Below are 24,832 nucleotides of genomic sequence, written 5' to 3'. Positions count from 1 at the left end.
AATAAATTATGAATTCTTCAAAATTAAAGGGTATAATTAAAGATATTTTTATCCGTCACAAGCTAAGTAAAGAGCATGCATCTATATGTGCTGAAGCTTTAATAAATGCTGAATTGGTAGGTGCACCATCACATGGTTTATCCAGACTTAAAATGTATTGTGATCGAATTAATAAAAAAGTAATTAATCCAAAGGCTAAAATAAAAGTTAAAAAGATCTCTCAATCAATTGCTCATGTTGATGGCAATAACAGCATTGGTTTTGTTGCAGCAGATACTGCTATTAAAATAGCAATAGGTAATGCTAAAAAAACAGGTATTGGCTTAGTTGCGGTAAAAAATAGTGGTCATTATGGTTTGTCTGGTTATTACGCAGAGCAAGCGGTTAAAAAAGGTCTAATGGTCATGGTGTTTACAAACGCCCCTCCTGCTGTTGCACCTCATGGAGCATTAAAAAGTTTATTTGGAACAAACCCTATTTGCTTTGGAACCCCAACAGGCTCTAAAGTTCCTTTTATTTTAGATACTTCAATTTCAATGATTAACAGAGGAAAGATTAGAGTTGCTGCAAGAGAAGGAACAAAAATTCCTGAAGGTGTTGCATTAGATAAATTTGGTAAACCAACAACAGACCCAAAAAAAGCATTAGAAGGTGTTCAGTTACCTATTGCTGGATTTAGAGGGTCAGGATTAGCATGGATGGTTGATATTTTAAGTGGTGTGCTAACGGGTGGTAATCATGCAGGTAGAGTTAAAGATCCATTTACAGATTTTAGTGGTCCACAAAATATTGGACATTTATTTTTTGTTTTAAAACCTAATTTGTTTGTAGGTAATTCTTTTAATAAGAGAATAAAAGATAATATTAAAACTATAAAAAGACTTCCTAAGATAAAGGGTGTTAAAGCAATTCTTTATCCAGGACAAAATAAGTTCAATAGATATAAGAATAACCTTAAAAAAGAGATTAAAATTACCAAGAATGTACTAGAAGATTTAAATAGTTTAATGAAATAAAGCTACTATAATAAGTTTCTAATATGCGTCCTGTATTTAAAATTATTATAATATATGAAATAGTTTTTTTTATTTTTTGGAATTTCCTTTATTACTCTAACTCAGATGTTGAAAGTTGGTTTAAATTACAAAATCTAACAGCTATATATACTGTTCTATCAACTATGGCTTTAGGATTTGGTTTTGTATATGTGGTTTTTATCACTGCAAAATTAACGGGTATGGTTAAAAAGATTAAATCCCTAAAAGATCCAAGAACAAATATTTAATTAACGAATAGTTTTAGCAAATTTTACAATATCTTTAACTAACAACTCAGGTTCTTCCATCGCTGCGAAATGTCCACCACTTGGCATCTCGGTCCATTGCGTAATATTAAATATTCTATCAACATAAGATTTTGGAGGCCATTCAGACATCTCGGCTGGAAAAATCGCAGCAGCGGTTGGTATTTCTATTTTTTTAAAGTCTTTAGGAAAAAAACGTCCGCCCTCTTCTCTTCTTCCGTAATAAATCCAAGAAGCTGTATTGAAAGTTTTTGTGACTATATAAACCATAATATTTGCCAACAAAGTATCTTTTGAATAAGCACTTTCAATATCACCATCCTTTAAATCAGACCAAGAATACATTTTTTCAATAATCCATGCTGCAATACCAACTGGACTATCCATCATTCCATAACTCAATGTTTGTGGTTTTGTTGCTTGTTGAGTTCTATAGCCATCCTGCATTATTTGATCTTTATCAAACCTTTTTTGCCATTCTTCTTCTTGATTTGATTGTGGTCCATCTGGATGACGCATTGTTAAACAATTAATATGCATTGCCTTACATGATTTTGAATGATCATAACCAATCCAATTAGCAATAGTTGCTCCCCAATCTCCACCTTGTGCCATATAATTTTTATACTCAAGATTTTCTGTCATTAGTTTATTTAATATCTCAGCTATTTTTCTTGGACCCATTGGTTTAGATGGCCTACCTGAAAATCCAAAGCCAGGTAAAGAAGGCACAATAACATCAAATGCATCCTCAATGTTTCCACCAAATTTTTCTGGGTGTGCAAGTTTTTCAATTATATGTAAAAACTCTAAAACTGATCCAGGCCATCCATGCATAAGAAGTAATGGAGTTGGGTTAGAGCCACTACCCTTTTCATAAATAAAATGCATTTCAATATCATCTACAATAGTTGTAAAATTTGAAAATTTGTTTATTTCTGCTTCATGTTTTCTCCAGTCAAAATCTTTAACCCAATAACTTGAGATCTCCTTCATATAATCAAGGTTACTCCCATATTCCCAGCCACCATCGTCTGGCATTTCATGCCATGGGTAATTTTTTACCTTGGTGTAAATTTCTTGAAGTGCTTTATTGGGAATATTTAGTTTAAAAGGCTTAATCATTATCAATTTACAGTATATACTTTTTAAAAATTCAGACTAAATATACCTCATGCTTTCAAATAAAGAAATTGTTTGTCCTAATAACCTTCTGGACCATGCACATAAGAAAAAAGGTGTTAATGCTGCTATCGTTAATGCGGGTTTACCCTTACCTATGCTTTCAGTTCAAGATGCTGTTAATGAAAACTTAATTACACCTATTTTTATAGGAGATAAAAAAGAAATTCTTAAGTGTGCTGAGGATTTAAAATGGGATATCTCTTCATATGAGATAATTCATGAACCTATAGAAAATAATACAGCAGCAATAGCTGCCAAACTTGCTAGCCAAGATAAAGTAAAGATTATTGTTAAAGGTCATATCCATACTGATGTTTTGATGAAAGAAGTTTTAAAAAGAGAATATGATTTACTTGGAAAAACTAGACTTAGCCACATATGGCATATGACAAATACTAAAGACGACAAGCCTCTTATAATTACTGATGGTGCTTTAAATGTTTTACCTAATATAAAAACAAAAATGCATATCTTAAGAAATGTAATTGATTTTTCAAATCGTATAGGAATTGAAAGGCCAAAAGTTGCAGTCCTATCAGCGACAGAAGAAATTTTAGATAGTGTGCCAAGCTCTATTGAAGCAGATGAGATTACAAAACTTGCAAAAAAAGACGATTTAAATGCTGATGTTTTTGGTCCCTTAGCATTTGATAATAGTATTTCAAAAAAATCTGCTGCTATAAAAGGTGTTAAAAATATTGTAGCTGGTGATGCCGATGTATTGTTAGTTCCAAGTGTTGAGACTGGAAATAGTTTAGTTAAAATGATGATTTACTTTATGGGAGCTTGTGCGGCAGGTGTTGTTGTGGGTGGTAAAGTTCCAATAGTAATTACTAGTAGATCTGATGAAGCACAAGCTAGATTGGCCTCTATTGCTGCTGCCGTTGTTGCTTTAGACTAATTCTTCATTGAAATAATCACATTAATGTTTTAAATAAAGCTTCAAATTAGAGAGGGAAACAATGGCTATAACATATTTAAAAAAATCACCTAAGACATCATCAACAGATGACACTAAAACAACTGGAATTGTTCAAGATTTATTAAAAAATATTGAAACTACTAAAGAACAAGGCTGTATCGATCTTACAAAGAAATTTGATAAATATGATGGTGATATTATTGTTTCTAAAGAAAGAATTGAAGAAATTAAAAAAACATTAGATCAAAAAACAAAAGATGATGTTCAATTTTCATACGAAAGAGTTAGAAAGTTTGCTGAAGCACAATTAAAAAACTATGGTCAGGACTTTGAGGTTGAACTTTCAGATGGATTGTTTGCCGGTCAAAAACTAATACCAGTTAATACTGCCGGATGTTATGTGCCAGGTGGTCGTTATGCACATATTGCATCGGCTGTTATGAGTGTAACTACGGCAAAAGTTGCTGGTGTAAAGAATGTTATTGCCTGTAGTCCTCCAAAAGAAGGTGTGGGTGCTCACCCAACAATTATTTATACAGCTGACTTATGTGGTGCTGATGTAATTTTAAATTTAGGTGGTGTTCCAGCAATTGCAGCAATGACTAATGGTTTATTCAATAACCCTGCAGCCGATATTATTGTTGGTCCAGGAAACCAGTTTGTAGCAGAAGCAAAAAGAATTTTATTTGGAAAAGTGGGTATTGACTTGTTTGCAGGCCCTACTGAGATTGGAATTATTGCTGATGCTAAAGCTGATCCTGAGATAGTAGCTGTAGATTTAGTTGGTCAAGCTGAACATGGTTATAACTCACCTTGTTGGTTATATACTACAAGCAAAGAACTTGCTGAAAAAGTAATGAAAAGAGTTCCAGAATTAATTGCTGAGTTACCAGAAGTTCCAAGAACAAACGCAGATGCTGCTTGGAGAGATTATGGTGAAGTTATTCTTTGTGATACTGATGAAGAAATGGCAACTATTAGTGATGAGTATGCTCCTGAACACTTAGAAGTTCAGACAGAAAATTTAGAGTGGTTTCACAAAAGACTTACAAACTATGGTTCTTTATTTATTGGTGAAGAAACAACTGTTGCTTATGGAGATAAATGTTCAGGAACTAATCATATACTTCCAACTAAAGGTGCAGGAAGATATACGGGCGGATTATTTGTTGGTAAGTTTGTTAAAACTTTAAGTTTTCAAAGAATGACAAAAGAGTCAACTGAGTTGGTTGGTGCTGCAGCTGCAAGAATTTCTAGATACGAAGGAATGGAAGCACACGCAAGAACAGGCGACGTTAGACTTAAAAAGTACGGTTATTCTAGTTAAATTAGATAATTTCCATTAAAACTATTAAAGCCAAAATAGACATGAAAAGAATTATCAAATAATTTATTCTTTTCCATACTTTTGTACTCTTAAGATATTTAGAAAAATATTTTGAAAGATATCCTATTATAAAAAAAAATAGGAATGAAGAAATGGCTGCCCCGGTACCAAAGTAATACTTATCCACTTGACTAAGGCTTTTGGAAAAGTTTCCTAGGAAAAATACAGTATCTGAATAAACGTGTGGATTTAGAAAAGTAAAACCTAAAGTTTTAACTACAGTATTAGGTAAATTATTAGTTTTATTATCTATATCAAATGAAGTCTCTGAAACTTTAGTTTTAATTTTTACCCAAATAAAATGTAATAAAAATATTAAGAGTAAAATATTAAAAACTAACTCAATAGTTGGGGTAAAATAATGATTTAGATATTGAAATAAAAAAATTCCTAAAAAAATTAATAAAAAGTCAGAAACTGAACATATTAAACATACAATAAAGATATATTGTTTTTTTAAGCCTTGTTCTATAACAAATATATTTTGAGCACCTATTGCTAGAATTAAACTTAATCCAGTTAAAAAACCTAATATTAAATAATCCATTAAGTTTTATTAAACTCTTTTTTTTCCCTGAACAACCCTATCAAGTATTAATGCAACAAATAAAATAGCTATACCCGCAAGTATACCTTGTCCAACATTGGCATATTGTAATGCTTCAAGAACATCTTGTCCTAAACCTTTTGCTCCAATTAGAGATGCCACAACCACCATTGCCAAACTTAACATTACAGTTTGATTAACACCTGCTAAAATTGAAGGTGTGGCTAGCGGTAGATCTACTTTTCTTAATAAATACCATTTAGTTGCACCGTAAGCGATAGCCGCTTCTCGAATGGTTTCTGGTACTCCACGTAATCCTAAGACAGTAAGTCTTACAACAGGTGTACCACCAAAAATCATTGTAATGATTACTGCCGCAACCTTTCCAGTTCCAAAAAATGCTATTACTGGAATCATAAATACAAAGGCTGGCATTGTTTGCATGAAATCCATTATCGGTCTAATTAATGAATAAAATCTTTGTCGTCTTGCACAAAAAATTCCAAGTGGAATACCTATTGCTATACTTAAAATTGCAGCAGTTCCTAATAAGGCAAGTGTCGTCATTGCTTTAACCCAAAAACCTAAAAAACCCATGTAACATAAAAATCCTGTTGAATAAATTGCAGCTCTTGGCCCTGCTGATAAGCCTGTTAAAGTTACAATTGCAGTTATAATTACAATCCAGGGGGTTTTAACAAACAATAATTCTAAGAAATCTAATACAGACCTAATACCAATTGTTATAGCAGTAAAAATTAAATCTCCTTTAACAACTGCATAATCAAAAATAATTTCTATCCATTTAATTGAAAATAATCTTATCTCAGGATGGGTTGGAAATGTATCCATTACCTGAAGTAAGCCCGGAAAACTATAATGGATAACTGTAAAAGTCATTATAACAGAGGTAAATATACTACTGTAGATGTAATTTTTCATCTGCATCCCTGGATGAATAGATTTATCGGATAACCATTCAGAATATTTCTTTTCTAAAATTGAATTCGCCAAAACACCTTGAACAATCTTAACTGCTATCAATAAAATAAAACCAAAAATTGCAATCCATATTGCTGAAGCTTCTACTCTCGTAATTTCATCTAGATAACCTTGCATGGCATCCTCTAAAGATTTTATATTTCTTTTAAACACATCAATTTTATCTGGATTATTTTCTATCGCTGCTTCTAATTGTTTATTCCTAAATGCTATAGTGCCTTTAACTTGCTCAACTTTAGCAATGGCATCTGCCGTAATATTACCAAATAAACCTCTGATTATTTGTACTACTGAAAAAGTTTCAATAATTAAAAAAGCTAAAGTCCAATTCCAAACATTGCGCATTCCAAACCAAATTGGTCCAAATATAAATGCAAATAAATTAAATGAAAATGAGTAAGTAGGTTTGCTACCAATTTTTTTAAACTCTTTAATATAATAGTCTGGATTACTTTTTACAAAATCAGTAATCAGTTCATCTCTAGAAGGATTTCGGATTGCTTTATTCTCCATCACTACCCTCTACAACTGCCTTAAGCAAATCTGCCTGAGTTATTACACCAATGTTTTTATTTTCGTTATTAATCACTAATATTGGTTCATTTTTAATGGAAGATTTTTCTATTAACTTATTTAATAAGATATTTTCATGAACACTTTCTAAATTTTTACCTATTGATCCAAATTCCTTCTCAAATTTTTCTACAGGCTGCATGATAGATTTAGCTTGGACAATCTTTAATCTTGATATTCCCTTAACAAAGTCAGCCACATAATCATCTGCTGGTTTCATGACTATTTCTTCTGGTGTTCCTATTTGGATAACTTTTCCATCTCTCATTATTGCAATTCTATGACCTACTCTTACTGCTTCATCTAAGTCATGAGTTATAAATACTGTTGTCTTTTTCATTTGTTTTGAAAGTTTGATAAATTCTGCTTGAAGCTGTCTTCTAATAAGCGGGTCTAGTGCACTAAATGGTTCATCCATTAATAAAACATCGGGATCCGCTGCTAAAGCTCTTGCCAATCCTACTCTTTGTTGCATTCCACCTGAAAGTTCATGAGCAAATTTATTTCCCCACCCCTGAAGTTCTACGATGTCTAAAATTTTATTAGCAGCATCCAATCTATCATTTTTACTGATACCTCTTATTTCAAGTGGCATTGCTATATTATCTAATACTGATCTGTGAGGCATTAAAGCAAAGTTTTGAAAAACCATACCTATCTTTTTATTCCTTAGATCTTGCAAACTTTTTGCGTCAAACTTCATTACATCTTCATTATTGATCAAAATTTGACCTGAAGTTGGTTCTAATAATCTATTGATATGTCTTACTAAAGTAGATTTACCACTTCCAGAAAGACCCATTACACAAAAAATCTCTCCTTTTTTAACGCTAAAAGAGACGTCAGATACACCAATTACTGAATTATATTTTTCTAAAGCTTCTTGTTTTGAAATATTTTCATTTTGAATGGCATTTAATGCTTCTTTGGAATTATTACCAAATATCTTCCAAACATTTTTTATTTCAATAGCTGAGTCCATCAGATCCGTTCAAAAATTTAATAATTTTTTTTAAGAAATATACCCGGCAACAAATAAAGTTGCCGGGTAAAAATTTAATTTAACTTAAAGTCCTAACCAACCATCAACTTTAGATTTATTGTTTTTCATCCATGTTCTAGCAACATCAGCTGGTTGTTTTTTTTCAACTGAAATTTGGTAGGCCATTAATGAAACATCGTCTGCTGATAATTGAAAATTCTTAAAGAAATCAACAATTGCTGGAGATTTTGCTTCTAAAGAAGTACCCCAACCAATTTGGATTTGTTTAAGAGCATCTTTTGATGCAACATAAGATTTTTTGTACCAGTCAGCATCTTCTTTAGGCTGAACCATTTTGTATTTAGCTGGATCAAATTTAGGTTCTGTCAACATAACTACGTCAGCCATTCCCCAAATTGCATGTGGTTTGTAACAATAAAATGCATAACCTTCACCTTTTTTAATAGAGTCAAGTACTCTTGCATTTTTTACAGCTTCAGCAGCTCTGATGGGTTCAATACCTGCATCATATAAACCATAGTCTCTAAGTTTAACTTGGTTCACATTCGCAGAAGCCCATCCATCAGCACCTATCCAAAACTCACCTTTACCATTACCATCACTGTCCATTGCTTTAACAACTTCAGGTCTAGCTAAGTCTTCAATTGCTGTGATATTCATTTTTTTAGCAAATTGTTGGGACACACAATATCCTTGGTTTCCTTCGTAAGGTTTTGAACTTAACTTAAGAGTTCCTTTGGGAACTAGATCGTTAGTATAAGCCTGTTGATTAGGTAACCAGATATCAGGGTGAACTTCTATTTCACCTTTGCTTCTATCAATTGCACCATAGATTGCAGTATTGTTTCCTGGAACTAATTCTGCTTCTCCACCCATTTTGTCATTAACAACTGCTGCTAATAAATTTGCAATAGCTGTTGCACCTGTCCAACCTGGATCTCCTATTTTAACTTTTTCAGCGAATGTTGAAAAAGTAGCAAATAAAGAAATTAAACCAGCTACAAGTGTAGTTTTTATTATTTTCATTATATCCCTCTCGATTAATTTAAAAATGAAGCATAACTTAAAACTTTTGAGCAAGTCAAAGAAAATTAAATACTTATTATGGTTGCTATGATTGAATTTTAAGAGTGACTAATCCAGATAGTTTTAGTTTGAAGGTATTGATCTAGTGCTTCTGTACCTTGATCTCTACTTAATGAACCAGACTGTCTGTATCCACCAAAAGGTGTTTTAATATCACCTTCAGAAAAAGTATTAACTGAAACAGTTCCGCAGGGTAAACTTTTTGCCATATGAAAAGCTCTATCAATATCTTGAGTAAAAACACTTGCGTGCAATCCATACTTTGAATTACTTGCAATTTTTAAAGCTTCTTCATCGCTATTGATTGTAAGAACTCCTAAAACTGGTCCAAAAATTTCCTCTTGAGCAATTGTCATATTTTCTTTTAAATCATCAAATAGAGTTGGTTTTGCAAAAAATCCTTTTTGATCACCACTTGAAACTCCTCCAAATAATAACTTAGCTCCTTCATCAATTCCTTTTTGAATATAACCATCAACTGTTGCTAAATGTTTTTTAGAAATCATTGACCCCATGTTTGAACTTGGATCTAATGGGTCTCCAGCTTTAAGTGCTTTTACTTTTTTTGAAACTTTTTCTAAAAATTCATCTTTAACTTTGCTGTGAATTATTTGTCTCATATTTGCTGAACAATTCTGTCCACCGTTCCAAAAAGCAGAATTAATTGCATTATCAATTAAATCGTCTGTAATTTTTGCATCTTCTAAAACTATAAATGGACTTTTTCCACCCATCTCTAAACCAATTGTTTTTAAATTACTTTCGCCTGAATATTTCATAAATAGTCCACCAACTTCTGTTGAGCCTGTGAAAGAAATCGCATCAACATCGTTGTGTCTACCAAGTGCTTCACCTACATCGCCAAAACCAGGAACAACATTTAAAACTCCATCTGGAATTCCTGCTTCTTTTGCTATTTGAGCAACTCTAATTGCAGTTAGTGGTGTATCTTCTGCTGGTTTAATTATAACTGAACATCCAGCAGCTAATGCTGGAGCCATTTTCCATACAGCCATCATTAATGGAAAGTTCCAAGGAACAACTCCTGCAACGACACCAATTGGCTCTTTAATAATTAAGCTAGTTAACGATGGTTCTGTTGGTCCAACTTTGCCGAATACTTTATCTATTAATTCACCATACCACTGAAAGTGTATTGGAGCATCATTTGCAACTTCATTAATACAATCTCCAATTAATTTTCCTGTATCTATACATTCTAGAACTGAGTTTTCTTCACCAGTTTGTCTTAGTAATTCTGCAAATTTTAGTAAAATATCTTTTCTAAACTCTGGGGATGTTCTAGACCAAACTCCACTGTTAAAAGCTTTTCTTGAAACTTTTACAGCTAGATCAACATCTTTATGATTACATTTTGAAACTGAGCAAAGAGTTTCGCCCGTTGCAGGGTTTATATTTTCAAATTTTTGACCATCAATAGCTTCAACATATTTACCATCAATAAAAGCTCTACCTTCAAATTTAATCTTACTTGCTATAGATTTATAATCGGAAGCCATTAATCTGCATTTGCAGTTAATGTTTTAATCTCTAAAATATTTTCATTAGGGTCTTTAACAAAAAATGTCTCTTGCTCATATTTGGTACCTTTAAACCTTAAATAAGGTTCATCGTAATATTTGGCACCATTGTCTTTTAATCTTTGCTTTAGGGCATTAAAATCTTTTCTAGATAAATGAACACCAAAATGTGGAACTGAAACATTGCCCATATCAACATCGTGTCTTTCACTATCAAGTTTATGTTTGCTAGCATGAAGGGTTAATTCATTTCCCCAAAAATCTACATCAGCCCACTCTTGTGCAGAGTTATCCAATCTGCAGCCTAAAGTCTCGCTATAAAATTTTTTTGCTACTTCAAGATCTCCACACGGTACTGCTAAATGAAAGCAATTTGTATTTTTGTACATAAGTTTCTCCTCTTTAAAATCGTTATATAATGATTATATAGTTCAATATAAAATTTTAATCAATATATGCTAAAATATGAATGATTTTTTACAATCTATAATTGATAGAGATCCTGCGGCAAAATCTAAGTTAAGTTTAATTTTAACTTATCCTGGTGTTAAAGCAGTTTTTTTTCATAGAATTGCTAATTTTTTTCAACTTGCTAAGTTTGATCTTGTTGCAAGATTCATTTCTCAATTTTCAAGATTTTTAACAGGTATAGAAATTCACCCTGGTGCAAAAATTGGAAAAAATCTATTCATTGATCATGGTATGGGTGTTGTAATAGGTGAAACATCTGAAATTGGAAATAATGTAACCATTTATCATATGGTGACATTAGGTGGAATTGCACCAAGCATTAATTCAAATGATCAACGTAATACAAAAAGACATCCTACAATTGAAGATGATGTTGTAATTGGTTCTGGCGCACAAGTATTAGGTCCTGTTACTGTTGGAAGATGTGCAAAAATTGGTGCTAATGCAGTAATTACAAAAGATGTTCCTGAAAAATCAGTAATGGTTGGAATTCCTGCTAAGAATGTTGGTATAGCTGATAGCGAATTCAAGCCATATGGTATCACACCAGATAGTGATACAAAATCAGATTAATGACCAATATTCAAAACAATTTTATTTCTGGTATTGGCAACACTCCATTAATAAAATTAAGAGCAGCATCTGAAGTTACTGGATGTAATATTTATGGTAAAGCTGAGTTCATGAACCCAGGTGGCTCTGTAAAAGATAGAGCCGCACTTGCTTTAATTAAAGATGCTGAAAGTAAAAAACTAATTTCTAAAGGTGGAACAATAGTTGAGGGTACAGCTGGTAATACTGGTATAGGCTTATGTCTACTTGGTAATTCACTTGGTTATAAAACAATCATTGTAATGAATGATAACCAAACCCAAGAAAAAAAAGATTTACTTAGAAATATTGGTGCTGATTTAAGATTAGTTCCAGCTAAACCTTATAAAGATGAAGCAAACTTTGTGAAAGTTGCAGCAAAACTTGCTGATGAATTAAGACCGTCAAATAACAATGGAGTTGTTTGGGCCAATCAATTTGACAATGTTGCAAATGCTAAAGGTCATTATGAAACAACAGGTAAAGAGATTTGGGAACAAACTGAAGGTAAGGTTGATGGCTTTGTCTGCTCATCTGGAACTGGTGGAACAATTTCAGGAGTAAGCAATGCTCTTAAAGAAAAGAATAAAGATATAAAAATATTTTTATCTGATCCAAAAGGCTCTGCTCTTTATAATTATATAAAAAATGGTGAATTAAAATCTGAAGGTGGATCAATTACAGAAGGAATTGGCTCTAGTAGAGTAACGAAAAATTTTGAAAATGCTAAAATAGATGATGCCTACTCTATTGATGACCATGAAGCGCTTCCTATACTTTATGATTTAATTGAAAATGAAGGTTTAAGCCTTGGTACTAGCTGTGGAATTAATATTGCTGGTGCAATTAGAATGGGTAAAGAATTAGGTCCTGGAAAAACTATCGTTACAATTCTTTGTGATAAAAGTGAAAAGTACGCCACTAAAATGTTTAATAAAAAATTTCTAGAAGAAAAAGGTTTGCCTTTTCCTAACTGGCTTTAATGCATATAAATTTTATCTGCTAATCCATAGCAAAGAACTGCACTAATAATTGTAAAAACTAAAGGAGCAATTACAGCTTCATTAGAGTCGTTTCTCATGCCTGTTTTATCAATCTTAATTGAGTAAGTATTAACAATTAATACACAAAGGTTTTGCACAAAAACTAAATTGAAAAATGCCCACGTTCCTTCTACACCATTTGGTCTAACAAACATAACATATAGAGCCATCAAAAAAGAACCTAGAAATATTGCACCTGTCATACGCATGATGGTTGCAGCTGTTTCATCAACTTGAAATTTTTCTCTATATCTTTTGTTATCAATAATCATTTGATAAGCATAAAAACCCAAGCCTAAAAAATGAATTGAGAATAAAATTAAGTAAAAAATACTATTAAATTTTTCAATCATAAGTTTAATCTTTAATTAGAATTATAATACAGGATTTTTATTAAATGATTATAGGCTTTATGCGCACAGTGAATTTATACAAGAAATAGTTGTATAAAATTTTTGCATACCTGGTGATAAAATATAGCATTTTAAAATTAATTAAAATCTATTAAATTTTAATAATACTAATTAACAAGTGAGATTAATATAATGCAAGCAATATATACAAGAACATTGAGAGTTAAAGACGACATGTTAGGTAAAGCAATGGAGATTGGTAAGGGTTTAGCAAAGGTAAGAAAAAAATATTATCCTAAACACCAAATCTATTTTTCTTTTCAAATTGGTGGTGATCCGAGAACAATTCGAGAAACTTTAGTTGGTACAATGTTTGAAGATGATAATTTTGAACAAGATGCAAAAATGTCAGCTGATAAAAAATATCAAAGTCTTCAAAAACAATTAAAGAAAGTTGCAGTTGAAGGAACTATTAAAGACGAAATCAGAGTGATCTTTAGCGAATAAACTTAACAATAAACAAAAAGGAGATAAGAAATGGAAAAAGAAATGTTAGTAGTAGCTAAGTTTAAAGAAGGAGAAGGTAAATTCGAAAAATTTATGGGATTTATGCAGTCTCCAGAAGGGTTAGCTGAAAGATCAAAAGTTGCTATTGTAGAAAAAACTATGGCGTCAGTAACACCTGATAAAAGTGCAGTGATGTTTAAAATACATTGTACTGATGAAGCTGCTTTAATTAAGTTTATTGAAGGTACTGAAGTGTCAAAACCTATCATGGATGAAGTTATGGGTAGTTATATGATTTACGATTTAACTAAAGTTAAAGAAGGATAATACATGTCAATATTAGCTAAAATGGATGCTGCTATGACAGCTAAAGATGAAGCTGCTATGAATGAAATTTTTCATGATGATTATAAATTTACCATGCATGCATCAGGAAAAGTTATGGGAAAAGCAGATGTAATTAAATGGGCAATGAGTGGAGATATCAATAAAGATAAAATTAGAGTTCTTTTTGAGAATGATGAAATTGGTGTTGAGCACTCATTTGTAACCTTTAATGACGGTAACACAGAGGCAGTAATGGCTGTCTACAAATATCAAGATGGAAAAGTCGTTTCACTTGAAACAGGTGCTACAAAAATACCTAAATAACTAGTTGGGTCGTTTTGCACATGCAAAGTGACAATATTGGTTATATCAAAAACTTATTATTTTCCTATTGTTTGGTTAATTAATTAAACAAAGGAAAATATGAAAAAAATAGTAATAACATTATTCTTAGTGCTTTTCACAAGTTCAGTTTATGCAGGTTCATGCCCAATGATGGCAAAGAGTGTAGATGATAAAATTGCAGAAGCACAAATGCTAAGAGATCAAGGTATGGCAGCTCATGATGCTGGTGACCATGCTAAATCTGAAGAACTATTAGGTAAAGCTATGGAGCTTTTTAAAAGTTAATAAATAATTATATATATTTAGCGAGATTTCATTTAATGTTATTAGATGAGTCTCGCTACTTCATATGGATTTCTAATCCTAGCAGTTGTTCTAGGAGTAACTTCAAATAGCTTTGCAAAAAGTGCGGAAGGTTTTACCCTTCTCTTTCCAAGTATTATTACTGGAATTACAATCGTTTTATGTATGTACGCATTATCTATGGTGATGAAAAATATCCCAATGGGAATAACTTATGCATCATTTGCTGGATTAACAATTATTTCAACTGTAATTGTTGGTATAATTAGATTTAATCAAATGCCAAATCTTTATTCAATGATTGGTTTGGGTTTAATTATTATAGGTGTGTTGATGGTTAACTTACTTGGAAATAATTAAATCGTGATTTCAAAAAAATATTCTAATTTTCTATTCATTTTTTTTATGGGTCTTGGTATGAGTTTGTTGATGACTTTAATCATTACATTTGTGAATACTGGTTATGATGAATTTTATATCAAAAGATTTCTTAAAGCGTGGTCTATAAGTTTACCGGTGGCAATGATTACAACGACTATAGTGGCTCCTATAGTGCAAAAATTTGTAGATAAGATTACTGAATAATAATATCATTAATTATGATTAACAAAAAATATTCTCAACCTCTTTTTATGATCTTTATGTCTTTTGGCATGAGTTTGATTATTGGTGGAGCTGTAACACTAGTTCACACTGGTTTTGGTGAGGGTTTCTTTAATAGATTATTAGATGCTTTTATTTATTCATTTCCATTAGCTGTAATTGCAGCATTTACTATGGCTCCAATTATGAGACCACTTGTTAATAAGATTGCATCAAAAGATTAATCTTGAAACCTTTATTTGGATATTTGTTTTTAGCTGTTGGTATTTTTGCTGGAATAGCTGCTAATAGTTTTGCAAAAATATCTGAAGGGTTCACAAAGACTTTGCCAATAATTTACATGTATCTACTGATGATGGTTTGCTTGTTTTGCATTGCAAAAGCTATGCATGTACTTCCAGTAGGATTTGCTTATTCTACTTACAGCGGATTAACAGTTGTGGGTGTTGTAGCATTTGCTATGATTAAATATAATCAAATTCCAAATCTATATGGAGTTATTGGAATTTTATTAATTATAATTGGTGTGATTATGGTTAATTACTTAGGGAAGCTTACCTAAAAAGAATTTTAAATTTTAGCGGAAAAAAGTATTGTAAGTAACGTTTCTTAAATTATCGAAATCCTATTACTTTGCTAGGTTGCATACAATTGATTTATTTCATTTAAAGTAAAATAAATGTTTTGAATGTAATTTTTAGAAATGATATTGTCTAAATATCAATAAAGGAGGTTGATTATGAACTTATCACCACCTGACACATAACTGGTGTGATTTAATAATCAAAGACCTAATAAGACCATAGAAAATAAAAAATCTATTATTATAGATTTTAGCGTAAACCGCTGACTTACAGGGGAACTCTTTTGGAGTTTACCGAAAGGGTGACCCCCTTAAAAGATCAATTATAAAATATTTGGCAACACATGAGTGCCATCATCAGCTAAAATAATATCAAATTCATGTACTACATTAGAAATATCTAATGGTGAATATAGATGTGGAAACATAGTTCCGTCTGATGCTTGTTCCCAAACTAAATGATCTAGTTTTAAAGTGTCTACCTTTAATAAAATTAAATCTTTTTGGTTTTGGTAAAATTTTTTAAGAGTTCCAGCAACTTGATCATCACCTGAAAAATGAATGTAACCATCTTCTAAATCTTTTTTAGAACCTGTTAATTGACCTTTGCTCTTAATTTCATGCCATTCAGATTTGGTACATATTTTATAAACAAATTTGAAATTCATTTAAAATTTATATTATTCAGTGGGGATATTGACAATAAGAAACTTCCCTCTTTCGAGGGAAGCTAATATTAACTATCTAATAGAGAGAGAAGATAATGTTAATTTTTGAATTCTATTCGCCCCTTATAGACAGCAAATTACAATATTAAAATGACAAATTGTCACTACAGCAATGCAACGATTGAATATCTTATTTTATTTTTCACTTAGTGAACATCTTACCAGGATGAATTTGGTTGAGCTAGAAACTCTAATTCTTCAGGAGTAGATTTTCTATCTAACATTAAGTTTCGATGAGGATATCTATGAAATTTCTTTATTGCTAATGTGTGGTCTTTCCAAGATTTTTTTATAGAGATTAAACCTGGATGATCTTTTAAGAATTTATCTAGTAGATAATAGGCCATGTCATGATCTGTGATCTCTTCACTATGAATTAGTGGTAATATCATAAAAAGTCTTTGATCTTGATCCATTTCATCTAAAAAGCCTGCATAAACAGAATCGTTAACTATCAACCTTGCTTTATGATCTTGGCTAAAAGCTTTTGGATCATCTCTAAACATATTTCTTGAAAACTGATCAAATAAAACGATTAAAGCTAAAGAACCAAGAGGGCTGTCTTGCCAATCGTCATATTCATTTGTACTTGCTAATTCGTAATCTTTTAAAAAATTCTTTTTTATTAGCACATCAAAATCTTTATGTTTTTGAAATCTTTTATTTGGTGGAGTGTCTTTAAACCAAAAATCTAATATTTTTTTTGCTCTTGTATGCATTTATTTTGAAACTGTCTTTAAAAGTTTAAGCATTTTATTATGAATGGATTGATTGGCTGAAACTAAAATACTTCCAGCGTTAACTGCATTTCTATTATCCCAAGTTGTAACAATTCCTCCTGAGGCTTTTATAATTGGCATCAATGGGTGAATATCCCAAATTTTATTAGTAGCTTGAAAAACAACATCAATTTTTCCCTCACATAAATGGGAGTAACTTAATGCATCCGCAGTTGGAAATTGCATTAATTTTAAAACTTTTGGGATTGTCATTTGCTGTTTAAGAGAGACTGCTCCATGGAATGCTCCTGATACTTTTATCTGACTAAATGGTATTTTTTTTGAAACAGAAATTTTTCTTTTTTTACCTTTTTCAAAAACAAAAGCACTTTTATTATCAAAGTTTAAATAGTATTTATTTAAAATTGGAAAATTTGCTAAACCAACAACGGGTATACCTTTAAAATTAAGCGATATTAAATTGCTCCATGTTGGATTGCCTATTACAAATGATCTTGTTCCATCAATTGGGTCTATGACCCATGTGTAATCACTAGTTGATTTTTTGTGACCAAACTCTTCACCAATAACTTGATGACTTGGAAATTTTTTTTTAATCTTTAATCTGATGAATTTTTCAAATGCTTTGTCAGATGTTGTTACTGGGTCATAACCTTTACCTTTAAGTTTGTTAGTTATCATGAAAGTTTTATTGAGTTTTGAAAAATAAAATTTATTTAAGTCTTTTGCTAAGGTATTTAGAAAGTTAGAATATAACTTGTAATCCTTTTTATTTAATAAATTCATTAAATTATATTTTCAATTTGTTTTTCAGCTTCTTTAATTGATTTCTCATAATCTAACGCCATTTGATCAGCACTTATTACTTTAACTTTTTCAATTCCAAAGAAATTTAATATAAATTTTAACCATGGGGTTAAAAAATCTTCTGAGCTATTTAATTTAGTTCCACCTGAAGTAATTACTAAATAAGCTTGTTTATTTTTAAGTAATCCCTCTCTTCTCCCATTAGGTTTAAACCTGAAAGTCTCACCAATTCTTGCTGCTAGGTCACACCAAGCTTTAAGAGTTGCTGGAGGGCCATAATTATAAATTGGCGCTGAAATTATAATGATATCACTTTCTTTTAATTCACTTACAAGTTTATCTGATAGTTCGAACATTTTTTTATGCTCTTCAGTTTGGTCTTTTTCTGCAATCTTCATTCCAGAACTCAGTTAAACCACTAACAAAAAGCATATCGTCATCTAAATCTCTATAAATTACTTCATCACCTGGTTTTTTGATTTTATCTAATAATTTTTTTGCTAATGCTCTTGAACTTGATCCTTCTTTTCTGGCACTTGAGTCAATTTGATAAATTTTCATAAGTATAAATTATTATTAACCTATTAACCGAAGTTTTGCAAAAAGGGTAAAAGGTTTAAAATATAGTAGCCAAGAACTTGTAATTGATTTGTTAAAATTAAAATTCCTGTAATTAAAAGTATTATACCACCACCTTTTGTGACTAAATTAATATTTCTTTTGAAGTTTTTTGAAAATAATAAAAATTTTTGCATCAAATAACCTGATAAAATAAAAGGTATCGCTAACCCAAGAGAGTAAAAACTTAAAAGTAAAATTGCTTTGTAAATAGTTTCTTCTGTAGAGGCTAAAGCAAGTATCGACCCTAAAATAGGCCCAATACACGGTGTCCATCCAAAGCCAAATGCCATTCCCACAATAAATACAAAGAATATATTATTTGATTTTTTTGTATAAAATTTCTTTTCAACATTAAGAAATTTAATATTTAAAACACCAATTAATTGAAGAGAAAATATGATTATTATAACTCCTGCAATTGATCTTAAAATTTGAGAATTTTGTAAAAGAATTTGACCCAAAAAAGAGGCAGTTGCACCAAAGATGATGAATACAAAAGAAAAACCTAATGAAAAAACTATCAACGGTAATAAATCAATTTTCTTTTTTTCTAAGATTTCATTTAATGTGTTGCCACTAATAAAGGAAACGTAACCAGGTATTAACGGTAAGACACATGGTGATAAAAAACTGATAAGACCTGCACCAAAAGCTATAAATAATTCAATCATATAAAATTACTCTGCAACTACTTTTATATTTTGACTTCCAAGACTATCAACTGCTAGCTCCATATTATCACTATCTTTTAAAAAAACAGGAGGATTCATTCCAAGACCAACTCCAGGAGGGGTGCCGGTAGTAACTATATCGCCAGGCATTAACGTTATGAAACTTGTAATATGAGCTACCAAAAAGTTAAAATTAAAAATCATTTGCTTAGTGTTACCTGTTTGATGTCTATTACCATTAACATCTAGTGATAAGTTCAAATTATTAACATCTTTAATTTCATCTTTAGTTACTAAATAGGGTCCTATAGGTCCAAATGTATCACCAGATTTACCCTTGACCCACTGGCCACCTTTTTCTTTTTGCCATTCACGCTCACTGATATCGTTACAAATACAATATCCAAAAATGTAATCTTGTGCGTCTTTTTCTAAAACTCTTTTTGCCTTTTTTCCAATGACAAACGCTATCTCCACTTCATGATCTAATTTTTTTGAAGTCTTGGGTATAATTACATTGTCGTTTGGTCCAACTATAGAATGAACTGACTTATTAAATAGAACTGGGTTCTCAGGTGTTTTTGCACCTGTCTCTTTTGCATGTTCAGCATAATTTAAACCAATTGCAAAAAAATTTCCTGGCTTAGAAATACAAGACCCTATTCTTTCATTTTGATTTATCTCTTCCAAACTCTCTAAATCTATTTCTTTAATTTTATCTAGAGTTTCAAAATTAATACTTTCAGGATTTAAATCTTTAATAACTGATGATAAATTTCTATATTTTCCATCTTTATCTAATGCTACAGGAATTTCTTTACCTTCTTTTCCAATTCTTAAAAATTTCATTTTTTATTTATCTTTTCAATTGCATTATATAAAGAGCTATGATCAGTATTACCATGTCCATCAGCTACTAGCTCTTTATACATTTCTTTAATTAAACTAGAAATAGGCAAATGAGTTTCAACAGCTTTTCCAGCATTAATGATATTAGTCATATCTTTCAATTGCGTTGTGGTTTTTCCTTTTGGTGAAAAATCTTTACTAATCATTCTTTTTCCATGAGTTTGTAATATTTTACTATCAGCCCAACCCCCTGATAAAGCTTCAATCATTTTATTTGGGTTAGTTCCAGATTTTTCACATAAAGTGATAGCCTCCGCTACAGCTCCAATGGTTACGCCCACAATAATTTGATTAGCTAATTTAGATATTTGGCCAGACGATACAGGACCTACTAATGTTGGGTTGCCCATTTTTTTTAGCAGTTCATAGCAATTTTTAAACGTTTCTTCATCACCGCCAATCATTATTGCTAATGTTGCTTCTTCAGCTCCTACAGTTCCACCTGAAACTGGAGCATCTAAATAATTTATTTTTTTTTCTTTTAATTTTTTTGAATATTTTATGGTTAAAACTGGATTAACCGAGCTCATATCGATAACTGTAGCTCCTTCTTTTATATTAGAAATAAATTCATTACTGCTCATCACTTTTTCAACAGCATTATCATCTGTAAGCATTGTAATTATTATATCTGAATTAGTAACAGCGTCTTTAATGGATGTAGAAATCTTTGCACCAAATTCTTTTAATCTTTCAGCTTTATCTTGAGATCTATTAAATGCTTTAAGCTTATATCCAGATTTAAGAAGATTTTTGGCCATGGGAAAACCCATGAGACCGACCCCAATAAAACCAATTTGCATAAGTGTTAGCCTTTAATGCCCATGTGAGTATATTTAACATTAAGGTAATCTTTGATAGCCATTGATCCACCCTCTCTTCCATATCCACTCTGTTTTATTCCACCAAATGGAGCTTCAGCAATTGCAACAGCTCCTGTATTAACTGCTACAGATCCAGTTTCTAATTTTTCTGATGCAAGATTAGCTGTTTCCATTGAATTAGTACAAACATAACTACATAAACCAAGGTCATTATCGTTAGCTCTTTCAATAACTTCATCAAAAGATTTAAATGACAACATTGGAACTAATGGTCCAAATGGTTCTTGTTTCATAATAGTAGAATCATCTTTTACATCATCAAAAACTGTTGGCTCATAATAAAAACCTTTATTAAAGCCTGCTGGTCTTTTTCCACCTAATAAAACTTTAGCACCTTCTTGTTTAGTTTTTTCAACTAATTCCTCAACTTCATTTAATCTTTTTTGAGTTGTTAATGGACCTAATTGAGTGTCTGGATCCATTCCATTTCCAATTTTTAACTTTTTAGTTCTCTCAATAAATAAATTAATAAATTCTTCTTTTTTTGATTCATGAATATAAAATCTATTAGGAGAAATACAAACTTGTCCATTATTTCTAAATTTTGCAGCAATAGCCATATCAGCTGCTTTTTTAACATCAGCATCATCAAAAACTATAAAAGGAGAATGACCACTTAACTCCATTGTTACTCTTTGAACTTTATCAGCAGCTTGTTTTAAAATTAATTTTCCAACTCTTAAAGATCCAGTAATTGAAATTTTTTTAACTATATCTGATTGAATTAATTGAGAGGCTATGCTTGGTGGATCGCCTGATAAAAGATTAACTGCTCCTGGAGGAACGCCACATTCTCTACAAATATCAACCAACTCCATTACTACACCAGGTGTAATTGTATCAGGTTTAATAATTACAGAACACCCTGCAGCAAGAGCAGTAGATATTTTTCTAGCTGCTAAAATAAGTGGAAAATTCCAAGGCGATAATGCTGCTACAACTCCAACTGGTTGATAATAAACATGAACTCTTGTGTCTTCAAATCTACTTTCAATAGTTTGTCCAAAAATTCTTTTTGTCTCTTCAGCATTCCATTCAAAAATGTCTGCTGCTCCGTTTGTTTCACCAACACCTTCTGCTAAAGGTTTTCCATTTTCTAAAGTCATCCATTTAGCTAATAAATCTTTTTTCTCTCGCAGTTTATCTGCTATACGTCTAAGAATATAAGATCTGTCCCAGGGTGTTGTTTTTTTCCAGATTTGTAATCCTTTTTCAGCTGACTTTAATGCTTTATCAACATCAACAGATGTTGCTTTAGAAGCATGACCTAAAATTTCTTCTGTTGCTGGATTGATAACCTCATAAGTTCCCTTGTCTGCTGAAGGAGACCAGTTACCATCAATAAATTGTCCAAATTTTTCGTACATAATTTATAAATTTTTACTACTTTTATCCTAATGACCAAAGTTTTGGAAACATTATACCTTCTAATTTATCACCATTTTTATAGCCATTAGCTTCCATAATAGACCTTTCCTCTCTTGCCCATTCTCCCCTATAAATAATCTGTGAATTTTCTTTTGCCATTCTTAATGTGTAACGATGTATATCTCTATTTGGTATAACGGTATCTAATCCTCCATGTAATGTTCTAATATCGAAATAAATACAATCCCCAATATCTAGATCCCACTGCAAAAACTCATAATCATTTTTATTTTTTAATATATCGGGAGTTAATTCATATTTTTTTCCATTAACAATCCCTGGTTCACCATCAACTTCATGGCCGTCATTAAACCGTGTTCTTAGGAATAATTTATCCCACAAATGAGAACCTTTAACCCATGCTATACCATCCTCTTTTTTTATTGGTTCAAGTGGTATCCACAAAACACACATAGATCCTTCAAAATCAAAATATGATATATCGTGATGAAAAGGGGGTAATGATTTTGACCCTGCTTCTCTAAAAAACCAATTATCCATTACTAAATTAATTTTTTTTGCTTCCAAAAGTTCTGCTGCAATTTTTGCGGTAGGAGATTTAAACACGAAATCTCTAAATTCTTCATGCAAATCCCAAGTCCAAAAATCCTCATAATATCCAGGTTGATTTTGATCTTTAGTATGATTTACAAATCGAGGACTAGGGTTTTCTTTGGCTTTATTAATCCCTGTTTTTAACCTGTCAATCCATGCGTTATCAAATTTACCCTTGATTAAGACAGCTCCGTCTTTTTTAAATAGATCCAGTTCTGATTTGGTAATAATTTTGCTCATATATTATTATTATAATATAATGTAATAAATATAAGATGAAATTACTAAGTGATACTTTTGGAAGAAAATTTCCCTACATAAGACTATCGATCACAGACGTCTGTAATTATAAGTGCTCCTACTGTTTACCACAAGGTTACAAAAAAACACCTGGTGACACGAGAAGTTTTATGTCTGCTCAAGAAATATCCAGATTGACAAAAGCATTGTCTGAATTGGGTGTTTGTAAAATTAGATTAACTGGTGGAGAACCAACAGTTAGAAAAGACTTTTTTGATATCTTAAAAGATATGAAGCAAAATTCCAATATACCCAAAGTAACAATGACAACTAATGGTTATCGTTTAAACAAAATTGCAGAACAATTATTTGAAGCTGGTTTAGATGGAATAAATATTAGTATTGACAGTTTAAATAGAGAAACTTTTAAAAAACTAACAGGACATGACAGGCTTAATGAAATTTTAGAAGGCATAAAGATTTTACAAAAACTAGATTTTAAAAATATAAAAATTAATGCCGTTTTACTCAAAGGTATTAATGATACCTATGAAAAATTTGAAAAATTTGGAAATTTCATAAAAGATAACAATATTGATTTTAGATTTATAGAATTGATGCAAACTGGTGATAATTTAGAATATTTTAAAAAAAATCATGTTTCCTCTAAATTATTCAAAGATTATTTAGAGAAAAATAACTGGATACCGCAAACTTATGGGAAAGATGCGGGCCCTTCATTAAATTTTATACATCCAAATTTTAAGGGTAAATTTGGATTAATTGCTCCTTATACTAAAGATTTTTGCCAAACTTGTAATAGATTAAGAGTTACCTCTAGAGGAGATCTAAGATTATGTTTATTTGGGAATACTGGAATTAGCATCAGACATCTATTACAAGATGATACTCAAAAAGATGAGCTTGTTGATCTTATCATAAAACAATTGCATCTTAAAAAAGAGTCACATTATTTAGAGCTTGGAGATACTGGAATTACTCCAAATTTATCTAGTACTGGAGGATAAATGGCAAACTTAAAAGTGATAAACGAGAAAAAATTAAAAGACTGGGCTAAAGAAATTTTTAAAAAAAATTCTTTTAACATGATTGATGTTTCATCAAAAAAAGAAACATTTAGAAGAGCGTTAGCTTCTGGGAGAATTTATGTAGGAAAAGAAGTTTTTAATCTAATTAGAAATAAAGAAATGCCTAAAGGTGATCCGATCACTTTAGCTGAAGTTTCAGCAATTTTAGGTGTTAAAAAAACTAGTGAATTAATTCCATTATGTCACCCACTTCCAATAGATCATACTGCAACAAAAATTATCATGCATGAAGATGATAGCTCTTTAGAGGTTTTTTGTGTTGTGTCAGCTGTTGCAAAAACTGGTGTTGAAATGGAAGCTATTATGGGAGTTAATGCTGCATTAATTACAATCTATGATCTTAGTAAAATTGTAAACCCACATCTTAGAATTGATAATGTGAAATTATTAATTAAAGAAGGTGGAAAAAGTGGTCTATGGATCAATCCTGACGGACTACCAGAGTTTTTAAAAGATATTTTTTAA

The 24,832-nt window shown here is 31.1% G+C and carries 34 protein-coding genes; 16 read left to right on the top strand and 18 right to left on the bottom strand.

What is annotated here, in order from left to right; genetic code table 11:
* Positions 1-8: 8 nt before the first annotated feature.
* Both ABXT61_RS02060 and ABXT61_RS02055 read left to right on the top strand, forming a co-directional pair.
* Entirely contained in the window at positions 9-1,016 is a 1,008-nt protein-coding gene (locus ABXT61_RS02060) for an Ldh family oxidoreductase (RefSeq protein WP_415315649.1), read from the top strand.
* 23 nt (positions 1,017-1,039) lie between these two features.
* Positions 1,040-1,285, top strand: coding sequence for a hypothetical protein (locus ABXT61_RS02055; RefSeq protein ID WP_415315648.1), 246 nt, complete (start codon positions 1,040-1,042; stop codon positions 1,283-1,285).
* Here ABXT61_RS02055 and ABXT61_RS02050 read toward each other — a convergent pair whose 3' ends face one another.
* Positions 1,286-2,428 carry an epoxide hydrolase family protein gene (locus tag ABXT61_RS02050; RefSeq protein WP_415315647.1) on the bottom strand — a complete coding sequence of 381 codons (1,143 nt, stop codon included), beginning with the start codon at positions 2,426-2,428 and terminating at the stop codon, positions 1,286-1,288.
* Positions 2,429-2,477: 49 nt separating this feature from the next.
* On the opposite strand from ABXT61_RS02050, the gene ABXT61_RS02045 reads away from it, so the two are divergent.
* Together ABXT61_RS02045 and hisD are read left to right on the top strand one after the other, a co-directional pair.
* A complete protein-coding gene (locus ABXT61_RS02045; protein ID WP_271525493.1) occupies positions 2,478-3,389 on the top strand; it encodes a bifunctional enoyl-CoA hydratase/phosphate acetyltransferase in 912 nt (303 codons plus the stop codon).
* Between the two features lie 61 nt (positions 3,390-3,450).
* Positions 3,451-4,737, top strand: coding sequence for a histidinol dehydrogenase (hisD, locus tag ABXT61_RS02040; protein ID WP_271525494.1), 1,287 nt, complete (start codon positions 3,451-3,453; stop codon positions 4,735-4,737).
* 1 nt (position 4,738) lies between these two features.
* On the opposite strand, the gene ABXT61_RS02035 is transcribed toward hisD, so the two are convergent.
* From ABXT61_RS02035 to ABXT61_RS02010, 6 genes are all read right to left on the bottom strand, one after another.
* Positions 4,739-5,344 (bottom strand): LysE family transporter, encoded by a 606-nt coding sequence (locus ABXT61_RS02035; RefSeq protein ID WP_271525496.1) that lies wholly within the window; start codon positions 5,342-5,344, stop codon positions 4,739-4,741.
* Positions 5,345-5,353: 9 nt separating this feature from the next.
* Positions 5,354-6,859, bottom strand: a complete 1,506-nt coding sequence (locus tag ABXT61_RS02030; RefSeq protein ID WP_415315934.1) for an ABC transporter permease — start codon at positions 6,857-6,859, stop codon at positions 5,354-5,356.
* The gene (locus ABXT61_RS02025; protein ID WP_415315646.1) at positions 6,849-7,901 is read right to left on the bottom strand and encodes a quaternary amine ABC transporter ATP-binding protein; all 1,053 of its coding nucleotides are present in this window, start codon (positions 7,899-7,901) and stop codon (positions 6,849-6,851) included. The genes ABXT61_RS02030 and ABXT61_RS02025 overlap by 11 nt, the downstream gene beginning before the upstream one ends.
* Positions 7,902-7,985: 84 nt before the next feature.
* Positions 7,986-8,948 (bottom strand): glycine betaine ABC transporter substrate-binding protein, encoded by a 963-nt coding sequence (locus ABXT61_RS02020; protein WP_271525499.1) that lies wholly within the window; start codon positions 8,946-8,948, stop codon positions 7,986-7,988.
* A 98-nt stretch (positions 8,949-9,046) separates the two neighbouring features.
* Positions 9,047-10,528: an aldehyde dehydrogenase gene (locus ABXT61_RS02015; protein ID WP_415315645.1), complete on the bottom strand. Its 1,482-nt coding sequence runs from the start codon at positions 10,526-10,528 to the stop codon at positions 9,047-9,049.
* The gene (locus ABXT61_RS02010; RefSeq protein WP_415315644.1) at positions 10,528-10,938 is read right to left on the bottom strand and encodes a VOC family protein; all 411 of its coding nucleotides are present in this window, start codon (positions 10,936-10,938) and stop codon (positions 10,528-10,530) included. Before ABXT61_RS02010 ends, ABXT61_RS02015 begins: the two co-directional genes overlap by 1 nt.
* A gap of 76 nt (positions 10,939-11,014) precedes the next feature.
* On the opposite strand from ABXT61_RS02010, the gene epsC reads away from it, so the two are divergent.
* Together epsC and ABXT61_RS02000 are read left to right on the top strand one after the other, a co-directional pair.
* Positions 11,015-11,593 carry a serine O-acetyltransferase EpsC gene (gene epsC / locus ABXT61_RS02005; protein ID WP_415315643.1) on the top strand — a complete coding sequence of 193 codons (579 nt, stop codon included), beginning with the start codon at positions 11,015-11,017 and terminating at the stop codon, positions 11,591-11,593.
* Positions 11,593-12,594, top strand: a complete 1,002-nt coding sequence (locus ABXT61_RS02000) for a cysteine synthase A (RefSeq protein ID WP_415315642.1) — start codon at positions 11,593-11,595, stop codon at positions 12,592-12,594. The genes epsC and ABXT61_RS02000 overlap by 1 nt, the downstream gene beginning before the upstream one ends.
* On the opposite strand, the gene ABXT61_RS01995 is transcribed toward ABXT61_RS02000, so the two are convergent.
* Complete coding sequence (locus tag ABXT61_RS01995; RefSeq protein ID WP_415315641.1) at positions 12,591-13,007, bottom strand: hypothetical protein; 417 nt, start codon at positions 13,005-13,007, stop codon at positions 12,591-12,593. The two genes, ABXT61_RS02000 and ABXT61_RS01995, sit on opposite strands and share 4 nt — an antisense overlap.
* 192 nt (positions 13,008-13,199) lie before the next feature.
* On the opposite strand from ABXT61_RS01995, the gene ABXT61_RS01990 reads away from it, so the two are divergent.
* The 8 genes from ABXT61_RS01990 to ABXT61_RS01955 all read left to right on the top strand — a co-directional run bounded on the left by ABXT61_RS01990 (position 13,200) and on the right by ABXT61_RS01955 (position 15,654).
* The gene (locus ABXT61_RS01990) at positions 13,200-13,514 is read left to right on the top strand and encodes a hypothetical protein (protein ID WP_415315640.1); all 315 of its coding nucleotides are present in this window, start codon (positions 13,200-13,202) and stop codon (positions 13,512-13,514) included.
* 30 nt (positions 13,515-13,544) lie between these two features.
* The gene (locus ABXT61_RS01985; RefSeq protein WP_415315639.1) at positions 13,545-13,841 is read left to right on the top strand and encodes a hypothetical protein; all 297 of its coding nucleotides are present in this window, start codon (positions 13,545-13,547) and stop codon (positions 13,839-13,841) included.
* Between the two features lie 3 nt (positions 13,842-13,844).
* Positions 13,845-14,165 carry a nuclear transport factor 2 family protein gene (locus tag ABXT61_RS01980; RefSeq protein ID WP_168606464.1) on the top strand — a complete coding sequence of 107 codons (321 nt, stop codon included), beginning with the start codon at positions 13,845-13,847 and terminating at the stop codon, positions 14,163-14,165.
* A gap of 99 nt (positions 14,166-14,264) precedes the next feature.
* Complete coding sequence (locus ABXT61_RS01975) at positions 14,265-14,471, top strand: hypothetical protein (RefSeq protein ID WP_415315638.1); 207 nt, start codon at positions 14,265-14,267, stop codon at positions 14,469-14,471.
* Positions 14,472-14,516: 45 nt separating this feature from the next.
* Positions 14,517-14,849: a DMT family transporter gene (locus ABXT61_RS01970; RefSeq protein WP_415315637.1), complete on the top strand. Its 333-nt coding sequence runs from the start codon at positions 14,517-14,519 to the stop codon at positions 14,847-14,849.
* 3 nt (positions 14,850-14,852) lie between these two features.
* The gene (locus ABXT61_RS01965; protein WP_168606467.1) at positions 14,853-15,074 is read left to right on the top strand and encodes a DUF2798 domain-containing protein; all 222 of its coding nucleotides are present in this window, start codon (positions 14,853-14,855) and stop codon (positions 15,072-15,074) included.
* Between the two features lie 14 nt (positions 15,075-15,088).
* Positions 15,089-15,316 carry a DUF2798 domain-containing protein gene (locus ABXT61_RS01960; protein ID WP_415315636.1) on the top strand — a complete coding sequence of 76 codons (228 nt, stop codon included), beginning with the start codon at positions 15,089-15,091 and terminating at the stop codon, positions 15,314-15,316.
* 2 nt (positions 15,317-15,318) lie between these two features.
* A complete protein-coding gene (locus tag ABXT61_RS01955) occupies positions 15,319-15,654 on the top strand; it encodes a DMT family transporter (RefSeq protein WP_415315635.1) in 336 nt (111 codons plus the stop codon).
* Positions 15,655-15,998: 344 nt separating this feature from the next.
* Here the strand turns inward: ABXT61_RS01955 and ABXT61_RS01950 are convergent, their stop codons facing one another.
* The 10 genes from ABXT61_RS01950 to ABXT61_RS01905 all read right to left on the bottom strand — a co-directional run bounded on the left by ABXT61_RS01950 (position 15,999) and on the right by ABXT61_RS01905 (position 23,258).
* Positions 15,999-16,343, bottom strand: a complete 345-nt coding sequence (locus tag ABXT61_RS01950) for a DUF952 domain-containing protein (RefSeq protein ID WP_415315634.1) — start codon at positions 16,341-16,343, stop codon at positions 15,999-16,001.
* A gap of 218 nt (positions 16,344-16,561) precedes the next feature.
* Positions 16,562-17,122, bottom strand: a complete 561-nt coding sequence (locus tag ABXT61_RS01945) for a DUF924 family protein (protein WP_415315633.1) — start codon at positions 17,120-17,122, stop codon at positions 16,562-16,564.
* Positions 17,123-17,929, bottom strand: a complete 807-nt coding sequence (locus ABXT61_RS01940) for an inositol monophosphatase family protein (RefSeq protein WP_415315632.1) — start codon at positions 17,927-17,929, stop codon at positions 17,123-17,125.
* Positions 17,929-18,348 (bottom strand): FMN-dependent NADH-azoreductase, encoded by a 420-nt coding sequence (locus tag ABXT61_RS01935; RefSeq protein WP_415315631.1) that lies wholly within the window; start codon positions 18,346-18,348, stop codon positions 17,929-17,931. Before ABXT61_RS01935 ends, ABXT61_RS01940 begins: the two co-directional genes overlap by 1 nt.
* Entirely contained in the window at positions 18,320-18,511 is a 192-nt protein-coding gene (locus ABXT61_RS01930) for an NAD(P)H-dependent oxidoreductase (RefSeq protein ID WP_415315630.1), read from the bottom strand. The genes ABXT61_RS01935 and ABXT61_RS01930 overlap by 29 nt, the downstream gene beginning before the upstream one ends.
* A 23-nt stretch (positions 18,512-18,534) precedes the next feature.
* A complete protein-coding gene (locus tag ABXT61_RS01925) occupies positions 18,535-19,242 on the bottom strand; it encodes a cytochrome c biogenesis CcdA family protein (protein ID WP_415315629.1) in 708 nt (235 codons plus the stop codon).
* 6 nt (positions 19,243-19,248) lie between these two features.
* Complete coding sequence (locus ABXT61_RS01920; RefSeq protein WP_415315628.1) at positions 19,249-20,091, bottom strand: fumarylacetoacetate hydrolase family protein; 843 nt, start codon at positions 20,089-20,091, stop codon at positions 19,249-19,251.
* A complete protein-coding gene (locus ABXT61_RS01915) occupies positions 20,088-20,954 on the bottom strand; it encodes an NAD(P)-dependent oxidoreductase (RefSeq protein ID WP_415315627.1) in 867 nt (288 codons plus the stop codon). The genes ABXT61_RS01920 and ABXT61_RS01915 overlap by 4 nt, the downstream gene beginning before the upstream one ends.
* 5 nt (positions 20,955-20,959) lie before the next feature.
* Positions 20,960-22,402, bottom strand: a complete 1,443-nt coding sequence (locus ABXT61_RS01910) for an NAD-dependent succinate-semialdehyde dehydrogenase (RefSeq protein ID WP_415315626.1) — start codon at positions 22,400-22,402, stop codon at positions 20,960-20,962.
* 22 nt (positions 22,403-22,424) lie between these two features.
* On the bottom strand, positions 22,425-23,258 hold the full coding sequence (locus ABXT61_RS01905) for a phytanoyl-CoA dioxygenase family protein (protein WP_020169258.1): 834 nt from the start codon (positions 23,256-23,258) through the stop codon (positions 22,425-22,427).
* A gap of 35 nt (positions 23,259-23,293) precedes the next feature.
* On the opposite strand from ABXT61_RS01905, the gene moaA reads away from it, so the two are divergent.
* Positions 23,294-24,286: a GTP 3',8-cyclase MoaA gene (gene moaA / locus ABXT61_RS01900; RefSeq protein ID WP_415315625.1), complete on the top strand. Its 993-nt coding sequence runs from the start codon at positions 23,294-23,296 to the stop codon at positions 24,284-24,286.
* The gene (gene moaC / locus ABXT61_RS01895; protein WP_415315624.1) at positions 24,287-24,832 is read left to right on the top strand and encodes a cyclic pyranopterin monophosphate synthase MoaC; all 546 of its coding nucleotides are present in this window, start codon (positions 24,287-24,289) and stop codon (positions 24,830-24,832) included.

Origin of the sequence: Candidatus Pelagibacter sp. Uisw_137 (assembly GCF_047720245.1) — a bacterium.
Lineage (GTDB): Bacteria > Pseudomonadota > Alphaproteobacteria > Pelagibacterales > Pelagibacteraceae > Pelagibacter.
The sequence above is the reverse complement of the archived record's forward strand: the minus strand, read 5'-3'. Positions and strand labels throughout refer to the sequence as shown.